The sequence below is a fragment of the Pandoraea sp. PE-S2R-1 genome (assembly GCF_002179865.1).
Taxonomy (GTDB): Bacteria; Pseudomonadota; Gammaproteobacteria; order Burkholderiales; family Burkholderiaceae; genus Pandoraea.
Genome location: NZ_NGUR01000016.1, coordinates 33,307 through 55,826 on the forward strand (window position 1 = coordinate 33,307; position 22,520 = coordinate 55,826).

At 61.1% G+C, this 22,520-nt stretch carries 22 protein-coding genes; all 22 read left to right on the forward strand.

Translation table 11 applies throughout. The features are described from left to right. Window positions 1–1,171: 1,171 nt before the first annotated feature. The 22 genes from mnmG to CDV44_RS22960 all read left to right on the forward strand — a co-directional run bounded on the left by mnmG (window position 1,172) and on the right by CDV44_RS22960 (window position 22,520). A complete protein-coding gene (gene mnmG, locus CDV44_RS22855; protein ID WP_087690881.1) occupies window positions 1,172–3,136 on the forward strand; it encodes a tRNA uridine-5-carboxymethylaminomethyl(34) synthesis enzyme MnmG in 1,965 nt (654 codons plus the stop codon). 11 nt (window positions 3,137–3,147) lie between these two features. Further along, window positions 3,148–3,828, forward strand: a complete 681-nt coding sequence (rsmG, locus tag CDV44_RS22860; RefSeq protein ID WP_087690883.1) for a 16S rRNA (guanine(527)-N(7))-methyltransferase RsmG — start codon at window positions 3,148–3,150, stop codon at window positions 3,826–3,828. Further along, the gene (locus tag CDV44_RS22865) at window positions 3,825–4,415 is read left to right on the forward strand and encodes a lipocalin family protein (protein WP_087690885.1); all 591 of its coding nucleotides are present in this window, start codon (window positions 3,825–3,827) and stop codon (window positions 4,413–4,415) included. The genes rsmG and CDV44_RS22865 overlap by 4 nt, the downstream gene beginning before the upstream one ends. Before the next feature lie 184 nt (window positions 4,416–4,599). Next, a complete protein-coding gene (locus tag CDV44_RS22870; protein ID WP_058376589.1) occupies window positions 4,600–5,370 on the forward strand; it encodes a ParA family protein in 771 nt (256 codons plus the stop codon). A gap of 27 nt (window positions 5,371–5,397) precedes the next feature. Further along, window positions 5,398–6,297, forward strand: coding sequence for a ParB/RepB/Spo0J family partition protein (locus CDV44_RS22875; protein ID WP_087690887.1), 900 nt, complete (start codon window positions 5,398–5,400; stop codon window positions 6,295–6,297). Window positions 6,298–6,377: 80 nt separating this feature from the next. Then, complete coding sequence (locus CDV44_RS22880; protein WP_087691188.1) at window positions 6,378–7,505, forward strand: SLC13 family permease; 1,128 nt, start codon at window positions 6,378–6,380, stop codon at window positions 7,503–7,505. Window positions 7,506–7,748: 243 nt separating this feature from the next. Continuing rightward, window positions 7,749–8,252: an ATP synthase subunit I gene (locus tag CDV44_RS22885; RefSeq protein WP_058376587.1), complete on the forward strand. Its 504-nt coding sequence runs from the start codon at window positions 7,749–7,751 to the stop codon at window positions 8,250–8,252. 67 nt (window positions 8,253–8,319) lie between these two features. Next, a complete protein-coding gene (gene atpB, locus CDV44_RS22890; protein ID WP_087690889.1) occupies window positions 8,320–9,171 on the forward strand; it encodes a F0F1 ATP synthase subunit A in 852 nt (283 codons plus the stop codon). A gap of 83 nt (window positions 9,172–9,254) precedes the next feature. Then, entirely contained in the window at window positions 9,255–9,521 is a 267-nt protein-coding gene (gene atpE, locus CDV44_RS22895; RefSeq protein ID WP_010807762.1) for a F0F1 ATP synthase subunit C, read from the forward strand. A gap of 122 nt (window positions 9,522–9,643) precedes the next feature. Beyond that, on the forward strand, window positions 9,644–10,114 hold the full coding sequence (locus CDV44_RS22900) for a F0F1 ATP synthase subunit B (RefSeq protein ID WP_058376585.1): 471 nt from the start codon (window positions 9,644–9,646) through the stop codon (window positions 10,112–10,114). Between the two features lie 2 nt (window positions 10,115–10,116). Continuing rightward, complete coding sequence (locus tag CDV44_RS22905; protein WP_058376584.1) at window positions 10,117–10,647, forward strand: F0F1 ATP synthase subunit delta; 531 nt, start codon at window positions 10,117–10,119, stop codon at window positions 10,645–10,647. Between the two features lie 51 nt (window positions 10,648–10,698). Further along, a complete protein-coding gene (atpA, locus tag CDV44_RS22910) occupies window positions 10,699–12,240 on the forward strand; it encodes a F0F1 ATP synthase subunit alpha (RefSeq protein ID WP_058376583.1) in 1,542 nt (513 codons plus the stop codon). An 88-nt stretch (window positions 12,241–12,328) separates the two neighbouring features. Beyond that, entirely contained in the window at window positions 12,329–13,216 is an 888-nt protein-coding gene (atpG, locus tag CDV44_RS22915) for a F0F1 ATP synthase subunit gamma (protein WP_087690891.1), read from the forward strand. A 61-nt stretch (window positions 13,217–13,277) separates the two neighbouring features. Then, window positions 13,278–14,669 carry a F0F1 ATP synthase subunit beta gene (gene atpD / locus CDV44_RS22920; protein WP_058376581.1) on the forward strand — a complete coding sequence of 464 codons (1,392 nt, stop codon included), beginning with the start codon at window positions 13,278–13,280 and terminating at the stop codon, window positions 14,667–14,669. A 148-nt stretch (window positions 14,670–14,817) separates the two neighbouring features. Further along, window positions 14,818–15,237, forward strand: coding sequence for a F0F1 ATP synthase subunit epsilon (locus CDV44_RS22925; protein ID WP_058376580.1), 420 nt, complete (start codon window positions 14,818–14,820; stop codon window positions 15,235–15,237). 264 nt (window positions 15,238–15,501) lie between these two features. Further along, the gene (locus CDV44_RS22930; RefSeq protein ID WP_087690893.1) at window positions 15,502–17,220 is read left to right on the forward strand and encodes an AMP-binding protein; all 1,719 of its coding nucleotides are present in this window, start codon (window positions 15,502–15,504) and stop codon (window positions 17,218–17,220) included. A gap of 202 nt (window positions 17,221–17,422) precedes the next feature. Next, window positions 17,423–18,640, forward strand: a complete 1,218-nt coding sequence (locus CDV44_RS22935) for a Bcr/CflA family multidrug efflux MFS transporter (RefSeq protein WP_087690894.1) — start codon at window positions 17,423–17,425, stop codon at window positions 18,638–18,640. Window positions 18,641–19,113: 473 nt separating this feature from the next. Next, window positions 19,114–19,431, forward strand: a complete 318-nt coding sequence (flhD, locus tag CDV44_RS22940; RefSeq protein ID WP_010807753.1) for a flagellar transcriptional regulator FlhD — start codon at window positions 19,114–19,116, stop codon at window positions 19,429–19,431. Window positions 19,432–19,497: 66 nt separating this feature from the next. Next, entirely contained in the window at window positions 19,498–20,112 is a 615-nt protein-coding gene (gene flhC / locus CDV44_RS22945; RefSeq protein WP_058376577.1) for a flagellar transcriptional regulator FlhC, read from the forward strand. Between the two features lie 117 nt (window positions 20,113–20,229). Next, complete coding sequence (gene motA, locus CDV44_RS22950; protein ID WP_058376576.1) at window positions 20,230–21,090, forward strand: flagellar motor stator protein MotA; 861 nt, start codon at window positions 20,230–20,232, stop codon at window positions 21,088–21,090. Between the two features lie 12 nt (window positions 21,091–21,102). Then, window positions 21,103–22,110 (forward strand): flagellar motor protein MotB, encoded by a 1,008-nt coding sequence (gene motB / locus CDV44_RS22955; protein WP_058376575.1) that lies wholly within the window; start codon window positions 21,103–21,105, stop codon window positions 22,108–22,110. Window positions 22,111–22,139: 29 nt separating this feature from the next. Next, window positions 22,140–22,520, forward strand: coding sequence for a response regulator (locus tag CDV44_RS22960; protein WP_058379975.1), 381 nt, complete (start codon window positions 22,140–22,142; stop codon window positions 22,518–22,520).

Below are 22,520 nucleotides of genomic sequence, written 5' to 3' on the forward strand. Positions count from 1 at the left end.
TGTATCCAGTGGTCGAGGGTGGAATCTCGGCGGTGTAGATTTCGTCGTTGGGTATCTGCGAGGCGAATTTCTGTTGCCGTGTTTTTTGGATGAGTGCGGCGCCTGTGTTTGCATCCAGTGATCGTCGGTGGCGTTACTGGATGGATAGTCAGGTTTTGAGTTTCCGGATGCTGTCGTGGGTGTTTTGGTTTTGACGGTGCTGTGGAGTAGGGACTTTATTCTCGAATCCGGCATCGCGTTCGGGAACGCCTCGGCTTGGTTTTTGTTTTTGCGGAGGCAGATGCAAGAACGACTGCCGAGGCAACTGAAGGGGAAGCGGCGGAATATTTTTCGGTACGCGGGGTGTTGGGTTGCTATTGCCCGCCGAACGTTATTTTGGGTTTTGATTTCCGGGTGCGAATACGTAGCGAGACTTCGAACGGCGAGTCCCCGGCGAATCACCTGAACCGAAAGCGTTTCCCTTTGCGCTATCGCTGTTTCACGTGGAACAGGGGAGGGGTGGTTCCTTGCATCAACTCATTCGCTACGGAGCAGCCATCCCAGTCGCTCATACGACGGGAGGTATCGATGGACGGGCAGGCATTTAATAACGAAGTCGACACGAGACGGGCAAATCTTCGTAATCGGGAGCGCTGGAATTCGGGGTTGTTGTGGATATCGGGTTCGGCGTTGATTCGCTCGGGGGAAAGGGGCCGGGAATTTTCGGGGCGTGTTTCACGTGAAACGTACGTCACTACGATCCTAGGCGCGCCCGGTGGGCGATTTCCGTAGCTGTTTCACGTGAAACATAAAATCTGGCAGCGACGTCGTTCAAACTTGCCGGAAGGCGGTGGGGTGAAGGTAGCTCGGTTGGTCGTGTGGTTTTCACCGCGTCGAGGACTATCGGCGATAGGGGACAGGCCTATCCGGCACGCACCGATATCGAATGTTTCACGTGAAACGCGAGTCGAGCGACTGCGATCTTGGCACGATCGTCGCCGCGCATCCGATCTCGATATGCCCTCAATGCTTCGACCCTCCCCAATGTTCCACGTGGAACAGTCTCCAATATCGTCGTTTTCCACTCACGTTCCACGTGAAACATGGCGTGGTTACAAATGATGCATCGCAATACCGCTATAATTCCGCAATTACCGAATCCAGAGAGTTTGCCGCGCGCGGCAAAATTGCGATGCTTTATCCAACCGAGTTCGATGTGATCGTAGTGGGTGGCGGCCATGCCGGCACTGAGGCTGCGCTCGCCTCGGCCCGCATGGGCTGTAAAACCCTTTTGCTTACCCACAATATCGAGACGCTCGGTCAGATGAGCTGTAACCCCTCGATTGGTGGGATTGGCAAGGGCCATCTCGTCAAGGAAGTCGATGCCCTTGGTGGCGCCATGGCGGCGGCGACCGACGAGAGCGGCATCCAGTTTCGCATCCTGAATTCGTCGAAAGGGCCCGCCGTACGTGCGACACGGGCCCAAGCCGACCGCATTCTCTATAAGCAGGCGATCCGCCACCGGCTGGAAAATCAGCCGAATCTCTGGCTGTTCCAGCAAGCCGTCGAAGACCTGATCGTCGAAGGTGACCGCGTTGTCGGTGCCATCACGCAGGTCGGACTGCGCTTCCGCGCCCGTGCCGTGGTGCTAACCGCCGGCACGTTCCTCGACGGCAAGATCCACGTCGGCCTGAACAACTACGTCGGCGGTCGTGCCGGTGACCCGGCGGCCATCAGTCTGTCGGCTCGCCTGAAAGAGTTGAAACTCCCGCAAGGTCGCTTGAAGACCGGTACGCCGCCGCGTATCGACGGCCGTTCGATCGACTTTTCCGTGCTTGAAGAGCAGCCGGGTGACCTCGATCCGGTGCCGGTGTTCTCGTTCTTGGGCTCTGCGGCTCAGCATCCACGCCAAGTGCCGTGCTGGGTGACGCATACCAATGAGCGCACGCACGACATCATTCGTGGGGGACTCGATCGCTCGCCGATGTACACGGGTGTGATCGAAGGGGTAGGGCCGCGCTATTGCCCGTCGATCGAAGACAAGATTCATCGCTTCGCCGATAAAACATCGCACCAGATTTATCTGGAGCCGGAAGGGCTGACGACCAACGAGTTCTATCCGAACGGCATCTCCACGAGCCTGCCTTTCGACGTGCAGCTCGAACTGGTCCGCTCGATGAAGGGGATGGAGAACGCGTATATCCTGCGTCCCGGCTATGCCATCGAGTACGACTACTTCGATCCGCGCGGGCTGCGTAGCTCGCTGGAAACGCGCGTGATTTCGGGCCTGTTCTTCGCCGGTCAGATCAACGGCACGACAGGTTACGAAGAGGCCGCAGCGCAGGGGCTGCTCGCCGGTATGAATGCTGCGCTTCAGGTGCAGGGCCGCGAAGCCTGGTGCCCGCGTCGCGATCAGGCCTATCTGGGCGTGCTCGTCGATGACCTGATTACGCGTGGGGTGTCCGAGCCGTATCGCATGTTCACCAGCCGCGCCGAATATCGCCTGTCGCTGCGTGAAGACAATGCCGATATGCGCCTGACCGAGGTTGGCCGCGAACTGGGCGTGGTGGACGACATTCGCTGGGAAGCCTTCTGTCGTAAGCGCGATGCTGTTTCACGTGAAACAGAACGCCTCAAGACGACGTGGGTGAATCCCAAGACATTCCCGGCGGAAGATGCCGTGCCGCTGCTCGGCAAGGCCATCGATCACGAGTACTCGCTCGCCGATCTGCTGCGCCGTCCGGAAGTCAGCTACGACGCGTTGATGGCAGTGCAGGGTGGTCGACTCGCCCCCGAGAGCGCGCTGTCCGACGATCCGTTGCAGGCCGGGCAGATTCGCGAGCAGATCGAGATTGCCGCCAAGTATCAGGGCTACATCGATCGTCAGGCAGACGAGATCGTTCGCAAGGAAGCCAACGAGAACACCGTGCTGCCCGCGAGCATCGACTACAACGAGGTGCGAGGTCTGTCGATCGAAGTGCGCCAGAAACTCGCTGCCCAGCGTCCCGAGACGTTGGGGCAGGCGTCGCGCATCTCCGGGGTGACACCGGCGGCAATCTCGCTGCTGATGATCCATCTGAAGAAGGGGCTGGGACGCCGTCGCGCGTCGGGCGAAACAAGTGCGGGCGCCGATGACGGCGACCAGCACGCCGCCTGACCGGAGACGACATGACGGCTTCAAGAAACACTGCCGCGCAAGGCGGCAACGAACTGGCTGCGCTATTGGCCGACGGCATCGCGCAACTCGGCCTGTCCATCAGCGCCGAGCAGCAAGTGCGGTTGCTCGAGTTTCAAGCGTTGCTGGCCAAGTGGAATGCCGCTTTGCAGATGACCTCGATTCGCGATCCGCGACAGATGGTCGTCAAGCACCTGCTGGACTCCCTCTCGATTCTGCCGCGCCTCGACCGTGAGCCGATTTCACGTGTACTTGACGTGGGCTCAGGCGGCGGTCTGCCGGGCGTGGTGCTGGCTATCGTGCGCCCGGACTGGCAGGTGACAGTCAACGACATCGTGCACAAGAAGACCGCGTTCCTGACGCAGGCGCGGGCCACGTTCAAGCTGACCAACCTCACCGTCGTGACTGGCCGTGTCGAGTCGCTGGTGATCGGCAAGGAAGTGCCGGCAGCCTTCGACGCCATCGTGTCGCGTGCCTTTGCCGAGCTGAACGACTTCGTGACGCTGGGGCAGAATCTGCTGGCCCCCGATGGCAGCTTCTGGGCCATGAAGGGTGTCGCCGCCGAGAGCGAACTGGCGTTGCCGCCGGGTTACGCACTGGTCGAACGCTTGCCGCTGCAAGTGCCATTCCTCGACGCCGAGCGTCATTTGCTTCGCGTGAAGGTGGCTGCATGACCGGAATTACCCGCTGGATTGGTGCTGCGATCGTTGGTTTTTCGCTGCTCGCCGCCGTCGCCTGGGCGCAAACCGGCCAAGAATCGCTGACCACACGGGTACGCCCGGTCGCCGCGATCGATAAAACGCGTTATGTCGGCACCTGGTACGAAATAGCGCGCTATCCGAATTTCTTCGAGCGAAAATGTGTGTCGGACGTGACCGCTGAATACGTAGCGCGCGCCGATGGCAGGATCGAAGTCACGAACAAATGCCGCAAAGACGATGGCACCTGGGTCAGCGATGCAGGCCTCGCACGCACCGACGGGCAGGGCACCGGCACCGCGCGGTTCAAGGTGACCTTTGCACCGGACTGGTTGCGCTGGATTCCCTGGCTTTGGGCGAACTACTGGGTTATCGTGCTCGACGGCGACTATCAGTATGCCGCTGTCGGAGAGCCGGGCCGCGAGTATCTGTGGATCCTGTCGCGCACGCCGACCATCGACGAGAACACGTTGAATCAAATGCGCGCGCAGTTGCGCAAACAAGGCTACGACACCGACAAGCTCGTGTTGACGCCGCAGAAAGCCAGCACCGGCAATAACTGAGCATTGCTCAGGTAATCGAATTCATCGAATTTGCAGTATTTATCGGCAAGTCAGCCATCGACCGGCCGCGTGACCATGTCATGCTGTCGAATCGTTCGCCGACTTGGCGGCACGACCTGCATCACCCCGCTTCATCAGCATCAACCGCGCTTGAACAAGGCAGCATTCGGAGGACTACATCGGCATGGCGAAAATTTTCTGCGTGGCCAATCAGAAGGGCGGCGTCGGCAAGACGACCACCACGGTGAACCTCGCCGCCGGTCTGGCGTCGCACGGACAGCGTGTCCTGTTGGTCGACCTGGATCCGCAGGGCAACGCGACAATGGGCAGCGGCATCGACAAGGGTGCGCTCGAGACGAGCGTCTACGAGGTGCTGGTCGATGGCACCGACGTGAGCGTGAGCCGTCAGCGTTCGGAGACGGGTAACTACGACGTGTTGCCCGCCAACCGCGAACTCGCGGGGGCCGACGTGGAGCTGGTGTCGCTCGAGAACCGCGATACGCGTCTCAAGCAGGCACTCGAGAAAGTGGACGACGCGTACGATTTCGTCCTCATCGATTGCCCGCCGACGCTCTCGCTGCTCACGCTCAACGGCCTGTGTGCCGCGCACGGCGTGATCATTCCGATGCAGTGCGAGTACTTCGCGCTCGAAGGGCTCTCGGATCTCGTCAACACGATCAAGCAGGTGCACGCGAATCTGAACCGTGACCTGAAGGTCATCGGCTTGCTGCGCGTGATGTTCGATCCGCGTATCACGCTGCAACAACAAGTCTCGGAGCAGCTCAAGCAGCACTTCGGCGACAAGGTTTTCAACGCGATCATTCCGCGCAATGTGCGGCTCGCCGAGGCGCCGAGTTACGGCATGCCCGGCGTCGTCTTCGACCCCGCATCGCGTGGCGCGCAGGCGTATCTGCAATTCGGCGCAGAGATGATCGCGCGCATTCAAACTATGTAAGGCGCATTCGCGCAGGAACGCATTGTCATGGCGACCAAGACCAACGCACTCAAAAAGAAGGGCCTGGGCCGCGGCCTCGAAGCGCTGCTCGGCGCACACGCCGATAACCATAACGGCGCCGACGAAGCCTCGGCCGAAGGCGCACCGTCGGTGATGGCGCTCGACCGCTTGCAGGCGGGCAAGTACCAGCCGCGTACGCGCATGGATGAAGGCGCATTGCAGGAACTCGCCGCGAGCATTCGCGCGCAAGGGCTGATGCAGCCGATCCTCGTGCGCCGTATCGATGGTGAGAAGTACGAAATTATTGCCGGCGAGCGGCGCTTCCGTGCCGCCCGCATGGCCGGGCTGTCGGAAGTGCCCGTGCTCGTGCGCGATGTGCCCGATGAAGCCGCCGCCGCGATGGCGCTCATCGAGAACATTCAGCGCGAAGATCTGAATCCGCTGGAAGAAGCGCAGGGCATTCAACGCCTGCTCGGTGAATTCAATTACACGCATGAACAGGCCGCTGAATCGCTCGGCCGTTCGCGTAGCGCCGTGTCGAATCTGCTGCGCCTGCTCAACCTCGCGCAACCGGTGCAGACGATGCTGCTCGCCGGCGATCTCGATATGGGGCATGCACGTGCGTTGCTCTCCGTCGATGCCGCCACGCAGATCACGCTCGCCAATCAGGTGGTGAACAAGCGGCTTTCGGTGCGCGACACCGAGCGCATCGTCAACGCGTCGCTCAAGCCGCAAGGCGATGGCATTCGCCGTCGTTCGGCGGAAGAGGGCGGTCGCGATGTGACGCGTCTCGAAGAAGAGCTGTCCGATTTGCTGGCGTCGAACGTGAAGATCAAGGTCGGCCGCAAGGGCGCCGGTGCGCTCACCATCGAATTCGGCAGCCTCGATGCGCTCGACGGCATTCTCGCGCGCATCCGTGACGAATAATGTCGGTGTCCTGATTATCTGAATATCCACACATGACCGATGACGCGCAGCATCAGACGGCACCCGCGCGGTTGACGCTGATGAAGCGCACATTGGGTGCGTTGGGTGTGTTGTTCGAACGGGTGCGCAGCGATCGCGTGCTTGTGATTTTGCTGATCGCGTTTGTCGCGCTACAGATACTTCGACCGGCAAGTGCCGGTGCGTTGTTTGCGCGGATCGATCAGCACACCATCCTCACGCTCGCCGGCCTGCTGATGCTTACGCGGGCCATCGACCAGAGCGGCTTTCTCGATTGGCTCGCGCAACGATTGTTGCGATGGTTTCGCACCGAACGGCGCCTCGCGTTGTTGATGGTGAGTTTTGCGGCGGTGTTGTCCACGCTGCTCACCAACGACGTCGCGTTGTTCGCGGTGGTGCCGCTGGCGTTGTCGCTGGCACGCATTGCGCCGGTGCGCATCGAGCGGCTGATCATCTTCCTCGCACTGGCGGTCAACGCCGGGTCGAGTCTCACGCCGCTGGGCAACCCCCAGAACCTCTTCCTGTGGCAGCACAGCGGGATGGGCTTCGGTGGGTACGTCGTCATGATGACGCCGATCACCGTGGCGCTCATGGCGCTTCTGCTGGCCGTCTGTGCGTTCGCATTCGACTCGCGGGCCCTGCATTTTCAGCGGGGGGGGCCGTCGCACGAGGTGCGCTGGCCGCTGCTGTGGACCGCACTCGTATTGTTCGTCGCGTTCGTGGCGCTGGCCGATCACGGTCTCGCCGGCTGGGCGTGTGCCGGGGTGGCGGTGGTGCTGTTGCTGGCGCGCCGCAGTGCGGTGCTTGGCATCGACTGGCTGCTGCTGACGATCTTCGTGCTGATGTTCGTGGTGTTGCGCGGCGTGGCCGAGATGCCGGAAGTGCGCACGCTACTGGGGCATGTGGATTTTTCGGGCACCCTGGCGGCTTATCTGGGCGGCGCCGTGTTGTCACAATTCATCAGTAATGTGCCCGCAGCGATTTTGCTCGCGGAGTACACGCAGAACTGGCCTGCGCTCGCTCACGGCGTTGCCGTCGGGGGCTTTGGCCTGGCCGTCGGGTCGTTAGCGAACCTAATTGCATTGCGCATGGCGAAATCGAGCAAAATCTGGTGGCACTTTCACTGGATTTCGATACCGTTTTACCTGGTGGCACTGGGGCTGGGGTTCGCTGCCCTGAAATGGGTCTGATCATGCCCTCGAAGCGGCGCAGATGTCGTGATTGCGCGGCCTTCCGGACGAATGCCGCGCTGCACCATGCGAGAATGCGCACTCCGTGAGAGTTGGCGCCAAATCGAAGCATGCACTGCACAGTTTCGGCGAATTTGTTGCGTGTTTCAATTGACTGGCGTTCGTAATCTCCCGTAAAATCTCGCGGGTTTAACTGCTTGAAGAGCCCATTCGTTTTGCACGAGTCGGGCGGGGAGGTACGAGATGGCCGATGAAATACGGTCGAACTTGGAACCGAAACCGCAAGCGCCGGCGCATGCAACAGATGATGTTTGGGACGACGAGCAGGAGCAAGAAACAATCGTTCCGCTCACGCGTGCGCAGGCCGAGCGCCTGTTCGGTCCCAATGTGGGGCGCGCATCCCGTGTGACTCCATTCAGAGTGGTGGGTGCCCAAGTACTGTTGTCGCTCGCGGCGACACTGGCTTGGTGGGTACTCTCGGCATCGCCCCAAGAGGCTGCGGTGTCTGCATGGCTGGGCGGAATGATGGGTTGGGTGCCGGGCGCATTGTTTGCGCTGCGGCTAAGAATTTCAGGTGATCGCCTCTCCGTCGGTTCATTGGTGGCGGGGGAAGCGGTCAAGGTAGCAACGACGATTGCGTTGTTGGTGGCCATAGCGTTCGGTTACCCGGGAGTTCACTGGGTAGCGTTGCTGGTCACCTTCGTGCTGACGCTGAAGGCCTATTGGCTGGCGATGGCATTCAAGTAGCGGTCAATTCCGCTCACGCGTCGCGCGCTGCCGTGTGCGGATTTTCATAATTGGGTGTTTGATCGCTATGTCAGTAGAAGCCGGTAGCCACGCTCCGAACCCGTCGGAGTACATTTCGCACCACCTGCAAAACCTCGCGAGCTCGACGCAGACGAAGATCGTCGACTTCTCGATCATCAACTGGGACACCATGTTCTGGTCGATCGCGATGGGCGCGCTGGGCTGCTTCGTGCTTTGGTTGGCCGCTCGTAAAGCCACCTCGGGCGTGCCGGGCCGTTTCCAGGCTGCGGTCGAAATGCTCGTCGAAATGGTCGAAGACCAGTCGAAGAGCATCGTGCACGGCAATCGTGCCTTCATCGCGCCGCTCGCGCTGACCGTGTTCGTCTGGGTCGCGCTCATGAACTCGCTGGACCTGTTGCCCGTCGACCTGCCGTCGAAGGTCATCGGCTGGGTCGGTCTCGGCTCGATCATTACGCACCACCGTATTGTCCCGACGGCCGATTTGAACGGCACGCTCGGTATCTCGTTTGGTGTGCTGATCCTGATGCTCTTCTACAGCTTCAAGATCAAGGGCGCCGGCGGCTTCATGCATGAGCTGTTCACGGCACCGTTCGGTAACCACTTCCTGCTGTGGATTCCGAACCTGCTGCTCAATCTGATCGAATTCTGTGCCAAAACCGTGTCGCTCGGTATGCGACTGTTCGGCAATATGTACGCCGGCGAGCTGGTGTTCCTGTTGATCGCGCTGTTGGGCGGTATCTGGAGTTTTGGTGCAGATGCGTCGGTGCTGGGGTTTGTCGGTCATGTCATCGCCGGCACCGCATGGGCAATTTTCCACATCATGATCGTGCTGCTGCAGGCGTTCATCATGATGATGCTCACGCTGGTGTACATCGGCCAGGCGCACGACCATCACTGATCGGTTGTCGTGGTCGTTACCTGTTTCCCGGTTTTTCGTTTTTCAAATTTAAAGTTTCAAGTCTCTAACCAATAGGAGTAATCATGCAAGCTTTCATCGCTAACATCCAGGGTCTGACCGCCATCGGTATCGGTATCATCATCGGTCTGGGTGCCATCGGCGCCTGTCTGGGTATCGCGTTGATGGGCGGTAAGTACATCGAAGCATGCGCACGTCAGCCGGAACTGATGAACCCGCTGCAAACGAAGATGTTCCTGCTGGCTGGCCTGATCGACGCCGCATTCCTGATCGGCGTGGGCGTTGCCATGCTGTTCGCATTCGCGAACCCGCTGCTGTCGAAGCTCGCTTAAGTTTCTTTCGGATGGTCGCGCACTGATCCGCGCGACCTGGACATGAACGGCGCGCCCAAGCCAGCAGGCACAATGGGGCGCGCTGTTTTGCCAATCGACTCGCAACACCGAAAGGGAACACCGTGAACATCAACGCAACTCTGTTCGCGCAAACCGTCGTGTTTCTGATCCTGGCATGGTTCACGATGAAGTTCGTGTGGCCGCCGCTGATCAAGGCTATTGACGAACGCGCGAAGAAAATCGCTGACGGTCTGGCTGCTGCCGATAAGGGCAAGGCCGAACTCGAAGCCGCCAACAAGCGCTCCACGCAAGCCCTCACGGAAGCCCGTGACGAAGGCGCGAAGCGTATTGCCGACGCTGAAAAGCGCGCGCAAGCCGTGGCCGAAGAGATCAAGCAGCAGGCTCAAGCCGAAGCCGCCCGTATCATCGCCAACGCCAAAGCTGAAGCCGAGAACCAGGCCGTCAAGGTCCGTGAATCGCTGCGCGAAGACGTTGCCGGTCTGGCAGTCAAGGGCGCCGAGCAGATCCTGAAGCGCGAAGTTGACGCCAAGGCCCATGCTGACCTGCTGAACCAACTCAAGGCAGAGCTCTGATCATGGCCGAACTCGCAACCATCGCTCGTCCGTACGCTGAGGCGTTGTTCCGCGTGGCCAAGGCCGGTGATCTGAATCGCTGGTCGGAGCTGGTGCGCGAACTGGCGCAAGTGGCAGCGCTTCCCGAAGTGGCCAATCTGGCCGACGATCCCAAGGTAACGCCGGCGCAAGTCGTCGACGTGCTGACGGCTGCCGTGAAATCGACCGACGCTGAAGTGCGTAACTTCGTCGCCGCTGTGGTCGAAAACGGTCGCCTGGCTGCCATGACGGAAGTCGCCGAGCAGTTCGAGGCGTTGAAGAACGCCGCCGCCGGTTCGGCGGATGCCACGATCGAAAGCGCCTTCCCGCTCGACGGTGAGCAACTGACCTCGCTGGTCAAGGGCCTCGAGCACAAGTTCGGCCGCAAGCTCAACCCGAGCGTGACGGTAGACCCGTCGCTGATCGGTGGCGTGCGTGTGGTGGTTGGCGACGAGGTGCTGGACACTTCGGTGCGCGCCCGCCTGGCGGCCATGCGGACGTCGCTGACGGCCTGACGGCCGGCGCGAATCGCCTGCGACGGCAAGAATTGAATATCAGGAGCACATATGCAACTCAATCCCTCTGAAATCAGCGAACTGATCAAGAGCCGGATTCAAGGTCTCGAGAGCGGCGCCGAAGTCCGTAACGAAGGCACCGTGATTTCGGTGACTGACGGTATCTGCCGCATTCATGGCCTGTCGGACGTGATGCAAGGTGAAATGCTCGAGTTTCCGGGCAACACCTTCGGTCTGGCACTGAACCTCGAGCGCGACTCCGTCGGCGCCGTGATTCTGGGTGAATACGAGCACATCTCGGAAGGCGACACCGTCAAGTGCACGGGCCGCATTCTGGAAGTGCCGGTCGGTCCGGAACTGAAAGGCCGCGTCGTTGACGCGCTGGGCGTGCCTATCGATGGCAAGGGCCCGATCAACGCCAAGATGACCGACGCAATCGAAAAGATTGCCCCGGGCGTGATTTGGCGTAAGTCGGTGTCGCAGCCGCTGCAAACGGGTACCAAGGCTATCGACGCCATGGTGCCGATCGGCCGTGGCCAGCGCGAGCTGATCATTGGTGACCGTCAGACGGGTAAGACCGCTGTGGCCATCGACACGATCATTTCGCAAAAGGGCAAGGGCGTGACCTGCGTCTACGTCGCGATCGGCCAGAAGGCTTCGTCGATCATGAACGTGGTGCGCAAGCTCGAAGAAATGGGCGCGATGGAATACACCATCATCGTGACCGCTACCGCTTCGGACTCGGCCGCCATGCAGTTCATCGCACCGTACGCCGGTTGCACGATGGGCGAATACTTCCGCGACCGCGGCGAAGACGCGCTGATCATTTATGACGACTTGACCAAGCAAGCTTGGGCGTACCGTCAGATCTCGCTGCTGCTGCGCCGCCCGCCGGGCCGTGAAGCTTACCCGGGTGACGTGTTCTATCTGCACTCGCGTCTGCTCGAGCGTGCCGCTCGCGTCTCGGAAGAGTACGTCGAGAAGTTCACGAACGGCGCGATCAAGGGCCAAAGCGGCTCGCTGACCGCACTGCCGATCATTGAAACGCAAGCCGGTGACGTGACCGCGTTCGTTCCGACGAACGTGATTTCGATTACCGACGGCCAGATCTTCCTGGAAACCGACCTCTTCAACGCAGGTATCCGTCCGGCAATTAACGCCGGTATTTCGGTGTCGCGCGTCGGTGGTGCTGCCCAGACCAAGGTCATCAAGAAGCTGTCGGGCGGTATCCGTACCGACTTGGCCCAGTACCGTGAGCTGGCTGCGTTCGCGCAGTTCGCTTCGGACCTGGACGAAGCCACCCGCAAGCAGCTGGAGCGCGGCCGCCGCGTGACGGAGCTGCTCAAGCAGCCGCAGTATCAGCCGCTGCAAGTGTGGGAACTGGCCGTGTCGCTGTTCGCCGCCAACAACGGTTATCTGGACGATCTCGAAATCGCTCAGGTCCTGCCGTTCGAAAAGGGTCTGCGCGAAGTTCTGAAGACCAGCCACGCTGCGCTGATCGGCCGTATCGAAGAGACCAAAGATCTCTCGAAGGACGACGATGCTGCCCTGCACGCTGCGATCAAGGACTTCAAGAAGACCGGCGCTTACTAATCCGGTTGAATCGGTAACTATTCAACGGACCCGGGAAGGCGCGATGTTCAGGCAAGAGCGGACGTCGCGCCGAGACAAGGAGTAAGCAATGGCTGGAATGAAGGAAATTCGCGGCAAGATCAAGAGCGTGCAAAACACGCGCAAGATCACCAAGGCCATGGAAATGGTGGCCGCGTCGAAGATGCGCAAGGCGCAGGAACGCATGCGCCATGCCCGGCCGTACGCTGAGAAGGTACGCCAGATCGCTGCGCATATGGGCCAGGCGAATCCGGAATACCACCACCCGTTCATGGTGAAGCATGCCGACGCGAAAGCGGCCGGCATCATCGTGGTGACGACGGACAAGGGTCTGTGCGGCGGCTTGAATACCAACGTGCTGCGTGCCGTGGTGAGCAAGCTGAAGGCGATCGAAGCGCAAGGTTTGAAGATTGAAGCCACCGCCATTGGCGGCAAGGGCTTCGGTTTCCTGAACCGTATCGGCGCGAAGGTGGTCTCGCACGTGGTGCAACTGGGCGACACCCCGCACCTCGACAAGTTGATCGGCGCCGTGAAGGTGCAGCTCGACGCGTACGCCGAAGGCAAGCTCGATGCCGTGTATCTGGCCTACAACCGCTTCGTCAACACGATGAAGCAGGAAACCGTGGTCGAACAACTGCTGCCGCTGCCCGAGAAGTTCGAAGGCCAGTCGGAAGACGCGAGCGCAGTGCCGGCAACGCATTCGTGGGACTACATCTACGAACCGGACGCAAAGTCGGTGGTGGATGCCCTGCTGGTGCGTTACGTCGAAGCGGTCGTGTATCAGGCAGTCGCAGAGAACATGGCGTCGGAGCAGTCCGCCCGTATGGTGGCCATGAAGGCCGCATCGGACAACGCGAAGACCGTGATCGGTGAATTGCAGATGGTCTACAACAAGGGCCGTCAAGCATCGATTACGAAGGAACTGTCCGAAATCGTGGGTGGCGCTGCCGCTGTTTAAGCGGTGGCACGGGCCGATGCGCCGCAAGGCGAAATGAATTTGAGTATCTAAAGGAAAAGCGATGAGTACTGCTTTGATTGAAGGCAAAATCGTACAGTGCATCGGCGCCGTGATCGACGTGGAGTTCCCGCGCGATAGCATGCCGAAGATCTACGACGCGCTCATTATGGACGGTTCGGAACTGACGCTTGAAGTTCAGCAGCAGCTGGGCGACGGCGTGGTTCGTACCATCTGTCTGGGTTCTGCCGAAGGCCTGCGCCGCGGCATGATGGTGAAGAACAGCGGTCTGCCGATCACTGTGCCGGTCGGTAAGCCGACGCTGGGTCGCATCATGGACGTGCTTGGCCGTCCGATCGACGAAGCCGGTCCGATTGCACGCGATCACACGCGCTCGATCCACCAGAAGGCTCCGGCATTCGACGAGCTGTCGCCGTCGACGGAACTGCTCGAAACCGGCATCAAGGTTATCGATTTGATCTGCCCGTTCGCCAAGGGCGGCAAGGTGGGTCTGTTCGGTGGCGCCGGTGTGGGCAAGACCGTGAACATGATGGAACTCATCAATAACATCGCCAAGGAACACGGCGGTTATTCGGTGTTTGCCGGCGTGGGCGAGCGTACCCGTGAAGGGAACGACTTCTACCACGAAATGAAGGACTCGAACGTTCTGGATAAGGTCGCGCTGGTGTACGGCCAGATGAACGAGCCGCCGGGCAACCGTCTGCGCGTCGCGCTGACCGGTCTGACGATGGCCGAGCACTTCCGTGACGAAGGTCTCGACGTGCTGTTCTTCGTGGACAACATCTACCGTTTCACGCTGGCCGGTACCGAAGTGTCCGCACTGCTCGGCCGTATGCCGTCGGCAGTGGGCTATCAGCCGACGCTGGCTGAAGAAATGGGCAAGCTGCAAGAGCGTATTACGTCGACCAAGAAGGGCTCGATTACGTCGGTGCAAGCCGTGTACGTGCCTGCCGATGACTTGACCGACCCGTCGCCTGCAACCACCTTCGGCCACTTGGACGCTACCGTCGTGCTGTCGCGTGACATCGCCTCGCTGGGTATCTACCCGGCAGTCGATCCGCTTGACTCGACCTCGCGTCAGATCGACCCGAACGTGATTGGCGAAGAGCACTACACGGTCACCCGTCGTGTGCAGTCGACGCTCCAGCGCTACAAGGAATTGCGCGACATTATCGCGATTCTGGGCATGGACGAACTGTCGCCGGACGACAAGCTGGCAGTGGCACGCGCTCGTAAGATCCAGCGTTTCCTGTCGCAGCCGTTCCACGTGGCAGAAGTGTTCACGGGTTCGCCGGGCAAGTACGTTCCGCTCAAGGAAACGATCCGCGGCTTCAAGATGATCGTCGACGGCGAATGCGACCACCTGCCCGAGCAGGCGTTCTACATGGTCGGCACGATCGACGAAGCGTTCGAAAAAGCCAAGAAGATGCAGTAAACGGTTGAGTGCCGGGTGATGGCGGAGGTCTCTCACGAGACTTGCGCTGCACCGGCAGGTGACTGTCGAACGGCGAGGTAGCGGGGCGAGGGCGGTAACGACCGCGCTCGGTGCCTCTGCCGCTTCATCACACTCAACGGGAGCGATTATGGCAACCATTCACGTAGACGTCGTCAGCGCAGAAGAGCAGATCTTCTCGGGTCGTGCGCGCTTTGTGGCGCTGCCGGGCGAAGCCGGCGAGCTGGGCATTTTGCCCGGTCACACGCCGCTGATCACGCGCATCAAGCCGGGTGCCGTGCGCATCGAGGACGAAGCAGGTAACGAAGATTTCGTCTTCGTCGCCGGCGGCATTCTCGAAGTGCAACCGGGCACGGTGACCGTGCTCGCCGACACCGCCATCCGCGGCAAGGACCTGGACGAGGCAAAAGCTGCCGATGCCAAGCGTCGCGCGGAAGAAGCGCTTGCGAACAAGGATTCGAACATCGAGTACGCGAAAGCCCAGGCCGAATTGGCCGAAGCCATCGCCCAACTCGCTGCGATCAGCAAGCTGCGCAAGGCAAAGCTGTAAATTGGCGTTGTCGTAGTACCGGCCCCAACGCCGGTGTTGCGAACGATGCAGAAAGCTCCATGCATGAAAGTGCGTGGAGCTTTTGTTTTTTCCGATCACCGCATTCTCTCAGGGCCATCCCCACTCGTTACGTCACGTGAATTACGTTAACGTAAACGTCAACGCAGCGTGACGCGCTATTGTTGTAAAGACCCGCCAATAGCAGCGTCGGGCACGACAGCATTTCGCCATTTCAGCATTGCTTCAGTATCAGGAGACAAAAGCATGGAAAGCCGGGAAGGTGCAGGCGTAGTCCCACGTAATGGGTTGTCGTATGTGAAGGGCGACACGACGGTGCCGTTGTCGTCGCTCACGGTGTTTGGTCTGCTGGCCGAGACGGCCTCGACGTTTCCTGAGCGTCAGGCCGTGGTGTTTCGAGAGCAGGGCGTGGATTGGACGTGGCGCGAATTCATCGCGCACGTCGACACGTTCGCCGCCGGTCTGCTGGCATTGGGACTGAAGAAGGGCGACCGGGTGGGCATCTGGTCGCCGAATCGCGTCGAATGGCTCGTCACGCAATTCGCGACCGCACGCGTCGGGCTGGTGCTGGTGAACATCAACCCGGCCTACCGCCTGGCCGAGCTGGAGTACGCGATCAACAAGGTCGGCTGCAAGGCGCTGGTGGCCGCCGAGTCGTTCAAATCGTCGCGCTATCTCGACATGCTGAACACGCTCGCCCCCGAGCTGGCGCAAAGCGAGCCGGGCCTGCTGAAGTCGGCGAAACTGCCCACCCTCACCACGATCATCCGCATGGGCACCGGCATCACGCCGGGGATGATGAATTTCAGCGACGTCGTGACCCTCGGCGCCGACGCGAGCCTCGAGACGCTGCGCAGCATTTCCGACGGTCTCGATTGTCACGACCCGATCAACGTTCAGTTCACGAGCGGCACCACGGGCAGCCCGAAGGGAGCGACGCTCACGCACCACAACATCGTCAACAACGGACGCTTCATTGCGATGGCGATGAAGTTCACGGAGCACGACAGCCTGTGCATCCCCGTGCCGTTCTATCACTGCTTCGGCATGGTGCTCGCGGTGCTGGCATGCGTCTCGACGGGCGCGACGATGGTCTTCCCGGGCGAGGCGTTCGACCCGAAGGCCACCATGGCCGCCGTATCGGAAGAAAGCTGTACGGCGCTGCATGGCGTGCCGACGATGTTCATCGCGCAGCTCGACCATCCGGACTTCGGCAACTATCACTTCGATTCGCTGCGCACCGGCATCATGGCCGGGTCGCCGTGCCCGATCGAGACGATGAAGCGCGTGATCAGCCAGATGCACATGAGCGAAGTGACGATCGCCTACGGCATGACGGAGACGAGCCCGGTCTCGTTCCAGACCACCACCACCGACCCGCTCGAAAAGCGCACGAGCACGGTGGGCCGTGTGCAGCCGCACCTCGAAGTGAAGCTGGTCGACGCGGCGGGCGAGATCGTGCCGGTGGGCGAGAAGGGCGAGCTGTGCACGAAGGGTTACTCGGTGATGCTGGGCTACTGGGATGACGAACCGCGCACGCGCGAGGCGATTCGCGACGGCTGGATGCATACGGGCGACCTCGCGACGATCGATGAAGACGGCTACTGCAACATCGTCGGCCGCGTGAAGGACATGCTCATCCGTGGCGGCGAAAACATTTACCCGCGCGAGATCGAGGAATTCCTGTTCCGCCATCCGAAGATTCAGGCGGTGCAGGTGTTCGGTGTCCCCGACGCGAAATACGGCGAAGAGGTCTGTGCGTGGATCGTGCTGAAACCGGGCCAGAGCGCCACGGAAGACGACATCCGTGAGTTCTGCAAGGACCAGATCGCCCACTACAAGGTGCCGCGCTATATCCGCTTCGTCGACGACATGCCCATGACGGTCACCGGCAAAGTGCAGAAGTTCATCATGCGCGAGCAGATGGTGGAATCGCTGGGATTGAGCGAAGAAAAGACCGCCTGATCTGCCCATGTCGATCGATGTGGATCGATCTCAGCCGATCTATTTCCTCTCTGACCGGCGGACACGGAACGATGGATGTCCCCGCAACCAATGCCCGCCCGCAAGGCGGGCATTGGCCTATCTGGTGTTATCCGCGTGTCGCCCTGCCGACGGGCACACGGACAATGCCGTATGATTCGGGATTACCCTAGGTGCCCCGGCCATGTCTGCCCACTATTTCCGTTCGGTGTTTGTTCTCGGCATTCTGTCTGCCATCGGCTCGTTGTCGATCGACATGTATCTGCCGGCGTTGCCGAGCATCGCACGAGAACTGAACACGACGGATGCGGCAGCGCAATTCACGCTCGCGTCGTTCTTCATCGGGCTGGGCCTCGGACAATTGCTGCACGGCCCGCTGGCCGATCGCTTCGGCCGCAAGCGTCCGCTCTATGCCGGTCTCGCGCTCTATACCATCGCGTCGGCCGGCTGCGCACTCGCCCCCAACATCGAAACGCTGATCGTCTGCCGGTTCATTCAGGCGGTGGGCGGCTGCGCCTGCTTCGTGATCGCCCGGGCGATGGCGCGCGACCTGTTCGATACGAATACCGTGGCCCGCGTGCTCTCGCGCATGACGCTGATCATGGGCGCCGCGCCAATTCTCGCGCCGCTCGTCGGCGGTCAGGTGCTGATGTTTGTCGGCTGGCGCTGGATCTTCTGGGGCCTGACGGTGTTCGGCGTCATCTGCTTCGCGATGGCCGTCTACTGGCTGCCCGAGACGCGTCACGCGGCCAAGCAGGCGCGCCACTGGCTGGCCACGGCATGGCACAACTACGGCGCGCTGGTGCGTGACCGCGAGTTCATGGGCAACGCGCTGGCAGGCGGTGTGGCACAGGCCGGCATGTTCGCGTACATCACCGGCTCACCGTTTGTTTTCATCAACCTGTATGGCGTGGACCCGGCCCACTACGGCTGGCTGTTCGGCCTGAACGCGTGCGGCATCATCTTCGGCTCGCAGGTCAACGCGCACTTGCTGCGCAAACGCCGGCCGGCCGATGTGTTGCGCCGTACCAACAATCTGGTCGCCATTCTCGGGCTGGTGCTGTTGGCAGTGGCGGCGCTCAAGCTCGGCGGACTGCCCGGTTTGATGGTGCCGCTCTTCGCCTACGTGGCGAGTCTGGGCTTTTCGCAGCCGAACGCCGTGGCCGAAGCGCTCAATCGCCAGCACCAGCGGGCGGGCGCGGCCTCGGCGTTGCTCGGTGCCCTGCAATTCCTCGCGGCAGCCAGCGCAGGGGCGGCGGTAGGGATGTTGCACGCACGCTCGGCGGTGCCCATGGCGGCCGTGATTGCGGTGTGCGGCGTGCTGTCGTGGTGCTTGCACACGCTGTTGATTCGCCGCGCCGGTCCGCCGGCGGCGCTGCCGCCCGCACCGGAAAACGTGTAAGCGCGGTCTGTCGCAGCAGGCGAACGTCGGCGTATTTAGGGAACTTTGCCCGAAGTTTTCTTCCAAACCTGAGATTCGGCACAGGTCACTACATCTGTAACACTTTGTAATTGCACTGTTCCGGCGTGAAACGGGTCGGCAAAGTACGATCCAGCCGCTTCGCAAAAGCCCCCCAAATCTTTTTGCAAAGACGGCTAAAGTTCGGCGCAAAACGGCCGAAATACAGACGAGTAGTAGAGCGCAGCTTCGTGTCATTTGCGTGAAGCCACCGTCTTTTCACACCGATCATTCCCCCCGAATGCATCGCAGGGGCCGCTCGCGCCCCACGTGTAGGAAAAACTCCTACAAAAAACTTCCGCTTTTCTTGCCCTTCTATGTAGTTTTTCTCCGATTTCTTTATCTTTCGCCTTTATCCACAATGCGAGGGAAAACGGAGTAGTACCGCAAGATCATCCATTGCGCCGGGGGGCCGCATGCGAAACAGCGAAACACTGAATGAGATTCGTGAATTGAATCTCTCCTACCTCGTACTGGCTCAGCGCCTGATTCGCGAGGACCGTGCCGCGGCGATGTTCCGCCTTGGCATCAGCGACCAACTTGCCGACGTGCTCGGCAGTCTCACCTTGGCTCAACTCGTCAAATTCGCGGGGTCGAACCAGCTTCTGTGCCGATTTCGCTTTGACGACCACGTGATTCTTTCGACCCTTACGCACGGTGCGAAGGACGTGGGTATGCAGCAGTCGCACGCATCGATTCTGCTCGCGGGGCAACCCGTCGAGCAGATCGGCTAAGTACGCGATGTAATTCGCGCGCTACCCGGGGGTAGCGCGCCGCGTCACCTGCCAGGAAGCCTGCATATGCGTACCAAAAGCGTCGTTCTCGAGGCCCGCGAGATCCAGTTGGCCATCGAACTGATCGAACTCGGCGCCCGCCTCCAATTGCTGGAAGCGGAAACGAGCCTCAGTCGGGATCGCCTCATCAAACTCTACAAAGAGCTCAAGGGGGCTTCGCCGCCCAAGGGCATGCTGCCGTTCTCGACCGACTGGTTCGTGACCTGGCTGCCGAACATCCACTCGTCGCTTTTCCACAACATCTATCGCCATCTCGTGCACCACGGCGGTTGCCAGGGCATCGAGGCCATCGTCAAGGCCTACCGGTTGTACCTGGAACACGTCGAACTGCATGGCTGGGAAGCCGTGCTCGGGTTCACCCGCGCATGGACGCTGGTGCGTTTCTTCGACAGCAAGATGTTGCAGATGACGCCGTGCACGCGTTGCGGCGGCCATTTCGTCACGCACGCTCACGAGCCTCACGGCCAGTATGTCTGCGGCCTGTGCGCGCCGCCGTCGCGTGCCGGTAAGACGCGGAAAGCAAAACATGCACACGCCGCCGATCTGGCGCCGGTCGAGGCCGAAGCCCCGGCGGGCGTGCCCGGGCCCGGTGGTACGGACATTTCGCCGTTGGCTGCCTGAGCGGCACATTCGTCACGAGGACGCATCCCCTACAGTTTCCCTGCTTGTCTGCCGTTAAGCCCTCTGAACAGGAAGGACATTTTTCCGTAGACGTATTTTTGCGAGAGGTATCCGGCAGTGCTTGTCGTCATTGGTTACATCATCGTTCTTGCCTCGGTCTTTGGCGGTTTCGTCATCGGCGGAGGTCACTTGGGCGCGCTGTTTCAGCCGACCGAGCTGCTGATCATCGGTGGCGCGGGCGTCGGCTCGTTTGTGGTGGGCAACAACAGCAAGGCGATCAAGGCGACGATGAAGGCGCTGCCGATGCTGTTCAAGGGCTCGAAATACACCAAAGAGCTGTACATGGAGCTGATGGCGCTGCTCTACGTGCTGCTCGCCAAGGCGCGTAAGGACGGCATGCTCGCCATCGAAGGCGACGTGGAAGACCCGGCATCGAGCCCGGTGTTCTCGCAATACCCGCGCATTCTGAACGAGCCGCGCATCATGGAATTCCTGACCGACTATCTGCGCCTGATGGTCAGCGGCAACATGAACGCGTTCGAGATCGAGAACCTGATGGATCACGAAATCGAAACGTACCGTCACGAAGGCGAGGTGCCTGCCCACTGTCTGCAAAAGACCGGCGACGCGATGCCGGCGTTCGGCATTGTGGCCGCAGTGATGGGCGTGGTGCACACGATGGCCTCGGCCGACCAGCCGCCGGCCGTGCTGGGGGCACTGATCGCACAGGCACTCGTGGGGACCTTCCTCGGCATTTTGCTGGCGTACGGCTTCATTTCGCCGCTCGCCCAATTGATCGAGCACCGCATCAACGAGTCGGTCAAGCTTTACGAGTGCATCAAGGTCACGCTGCTGGCGAGCCTGAACGGCTACGCCCCGGCGCTGTCGGTGGAATTCGGCCGCAAGGTGCTGTATTCCACGGTGCGCCCGTCGTTCGCCGAGCTCGAAGAGCACGTGCGCCAGGTCAAGGCACGTTGACGGACGGCAGCAATGAGCGAGAAAGACGAGCGGCCCATTATCGTCAAGCGCCGCAAAGCCGGCGGGCACGGCCACCATGGCGGTGCGTGGAAGATTGCCTACGCCGACTTCATGACGGCGATGATGGCGTTCTTCCTGCTGATGTGGCTGCTCAGTTCCGTGAGCAGCAAGGAACTGACAGGCATCGCCGAATACTTCCGTACGCCGCTCAAGGTTGCCCTCACGGGCGGGCGTAATGCAGCGGACAACAGCGGCGTGATTCCCGGTGGCGGCACCGACACGACGCGTACCGATGGCCAGAAGTCGCGCGGCGATCAGGTCCGCTCGCGTCAGGCCACGACGGCCGAGTTGGCCGAGCGCGCCGATGCGCAGCGTTTGCGCGAACTCAAGGCGCGGCTCGAGAAGGCGATCGAAAATAACCCGACGCTCAGGCAATTCCGCAAACAGTTGCTCATCGACGTGACGACCGAAGGCTTGCGCATTCAGATCGTCGACGATCAGAACCGGCCGATGTTCGCCAACGCGAGCGCGCAGGTGCAACCGTATATGCGCGACATCCTGCGCGAGATCGGCAAGTCGCTCAACGACGTGCCCAATCGCATCAGCCTCTCGGGTCACACCGACGCGACGGCGTATGCGCAGGGCGACAAGAGCTATAGCAACTGGGAGCTGTCGGCCGATCGCGCGAACGCCTCGCGTCGCGAGTTGATCGCGGGCGGCCTCGATGGCGAGAAGGTCTTGCGCGTGGTGGGGCTGGCCTCGACCGTGCCGCTCGATCGCGACGACGCTTACAACCCGATCAACCGACGCATCAGCATCATCGTGCTCAATCGCCGTGCCGAGGCTTCTGTGAAGCACGAGGGCGATCAGCCGACGATCGATGCGACGAACGCCCGAGGCTCGGGCGCCGACGCCGTCAACGCTGCCATTAGTGGCGTGTTGCCGCCGGGCGTACCGTCGCCGCCGGCACCCCCCGCAGCCCCTGCTGCGCCGGGTGCAAACGGCGCAGCGGCGAGATAACCGATAAGAAGAGGAGACGCATGGAGGCCATGCAGGCACGCAATACGATTCTCGCGGTCGACGACTCCGCGTCAATGCGTCAGATTCTGGCGGCCACGCTCGATGAAGCCGGCTATGCCGTGACGACCGCGCGCGACGGACAGGAGGCACTGGCACTGGCATCGAATGCGAATTTCGATCTGGTGCTGACCGACCAGCACATGCCCGGTATGGACGGGCTGTCGCTGATTCGTGCCCTGCGGGACCTCGATGCGTTCGCACAAACGCCGATTCTGGTGCTCACCACAGAAGTTGACGGCGCGTATAAGACGGCGGCCCGTGAAGCGGGGGCAAGCGGCTGGCTGATCAAGCCGGTCGACCCCGAGGCACTGGTCGACGTGGTGGGCTCGCTTGTCGGCGCGGGCACATGA

Coding starts and splice junctions, on each gene's coding strand:
- mnmG (WP_087690881.1), top strand. CDS start 1,172: ATGCTTTATCCAACCGAGTTCGATGTGATCGTAGTGGGTGGCGGCCAT.
- rsmG (WP_087690883.1), top strand. CDS start 3,148: ATGACGGCTTCAAGAAACACTGCCGCGCAAGGCGGCAACGAACTGGCT.
- CDV44_RS22865 (WP_087690885.1), top strand. CDS start 3,825: ATGACCGGAATTACCCGCTGGATTGGTGCTGCGATCGTTGGTTTTTCG.
- CDV44_RS22870 (WP_058376589.1), top strand. CDS start 4,600: ATGGCGAAAATTTTCTGCGTGGCCAATCAGAAGGGCGGCGTCGGCAAG.
- CDV44_RS22875 (WP_087690887.1), top strand. CDS start 5,398: ATGGCGACCAAGACCAACGCACTCAAAAAGAAGGGCCTGGGCCGCGGC.
- CDV44_RS22880 (WP_087691188.1), top strand. CDS start 6,378: ATGAAGCGCACATTGGGTGCGTTGGGTGTGTTGTTCGAACGGGTGCGC.
- CDV44_RS22885 (WP_058376587.1), top strand. CDS start 7,749: ATGGCCGATGAAATACGGTCGAACTTGGAACCGAAACCGCAAGCGCCG.
- atpB (WP_087690889.1), top strand. CDS start 8,320: ATGTCAGTAGAAGCCGGTAGCCACGCTCCGAACCCGTCGGAGTACATT.
- atpE (WP_010807762.1), top strand. CDS start 9,255: ATGCAAGCTTTCATCGCTAACATCCAGGGTCTGACCGCCATCGGTATC.
- CDV44_RS22905 (WP_058376584.1), top strand. CDS start 10,117: ATGGCCGAACTCGCAACCATCGCTCGTCCGTACGCTGAGGCGTTGTTC.
- atpA (WP_058376583.1), top strand. CDS start 10,699: ATGCAACTCAATCCCTCTGAAATCAGCGAACTGATCAAGAGCCGGATT.
- atpG (WP_087690891.1), top strand. CDS start 12,329: ATGGCTGGAATGAAGGAAATTCGCGGCAAGATCAAGAGCGTGCAAAAC.
- atpD (WP_058376581.1), top strand. CDS start 13,278: ATGAGTACTGCTTTGATTGAAGGCAAAATCGTACAGTGCATCGGCGCC.
- CDV44_RS22925 (WP_058376580.1), top strand. CDS start 14,818: ATGGCAACCATTCACGTAGACGTCGTCAGCGCAGAAGAGCAGATCTTC.
- CDV44_RS22930 (WP_087690893.1), top strand. CDS start 15,502: ATGGAAAGCCGGGAAGGTGCAGGCGTAGTCCCACGTAATGGGTTGTCG.
- CDV44_RS22935 (WP_087690894.1), top strand. CDS start 17,423: ATGTCTGCCCACTATTTCCGTTCGGTGTTTGTTCTCGGCATTCTGTCT.
- flhD (WP_010807753.1), top strand. CDS start 19,114: ATGCGAAACAGCGAAACACTGAATGAGATTCGTGAATTGAATCTCTCC.
- flhC (WP_058376577.1), top strand. CDS start 19,498: ATGCGTACCAAAAGCGTCGTTCTCGAGGCCCGCGAGATCCAGTTGGCC.
- motB (WP_058376575.1), top strand. CDS start 21,103: ATGAGCGAGAAAGACGAGCGGCCCATTATCGTCAAGCGCCGCAAAGCC.
- CDV44_RS22960 (WP_058379975.1), top strand. CDS start 22,140: ATGCAGGCACGCAATACGATTCTCGCGGTCGACGACTCCGCGTCAATG.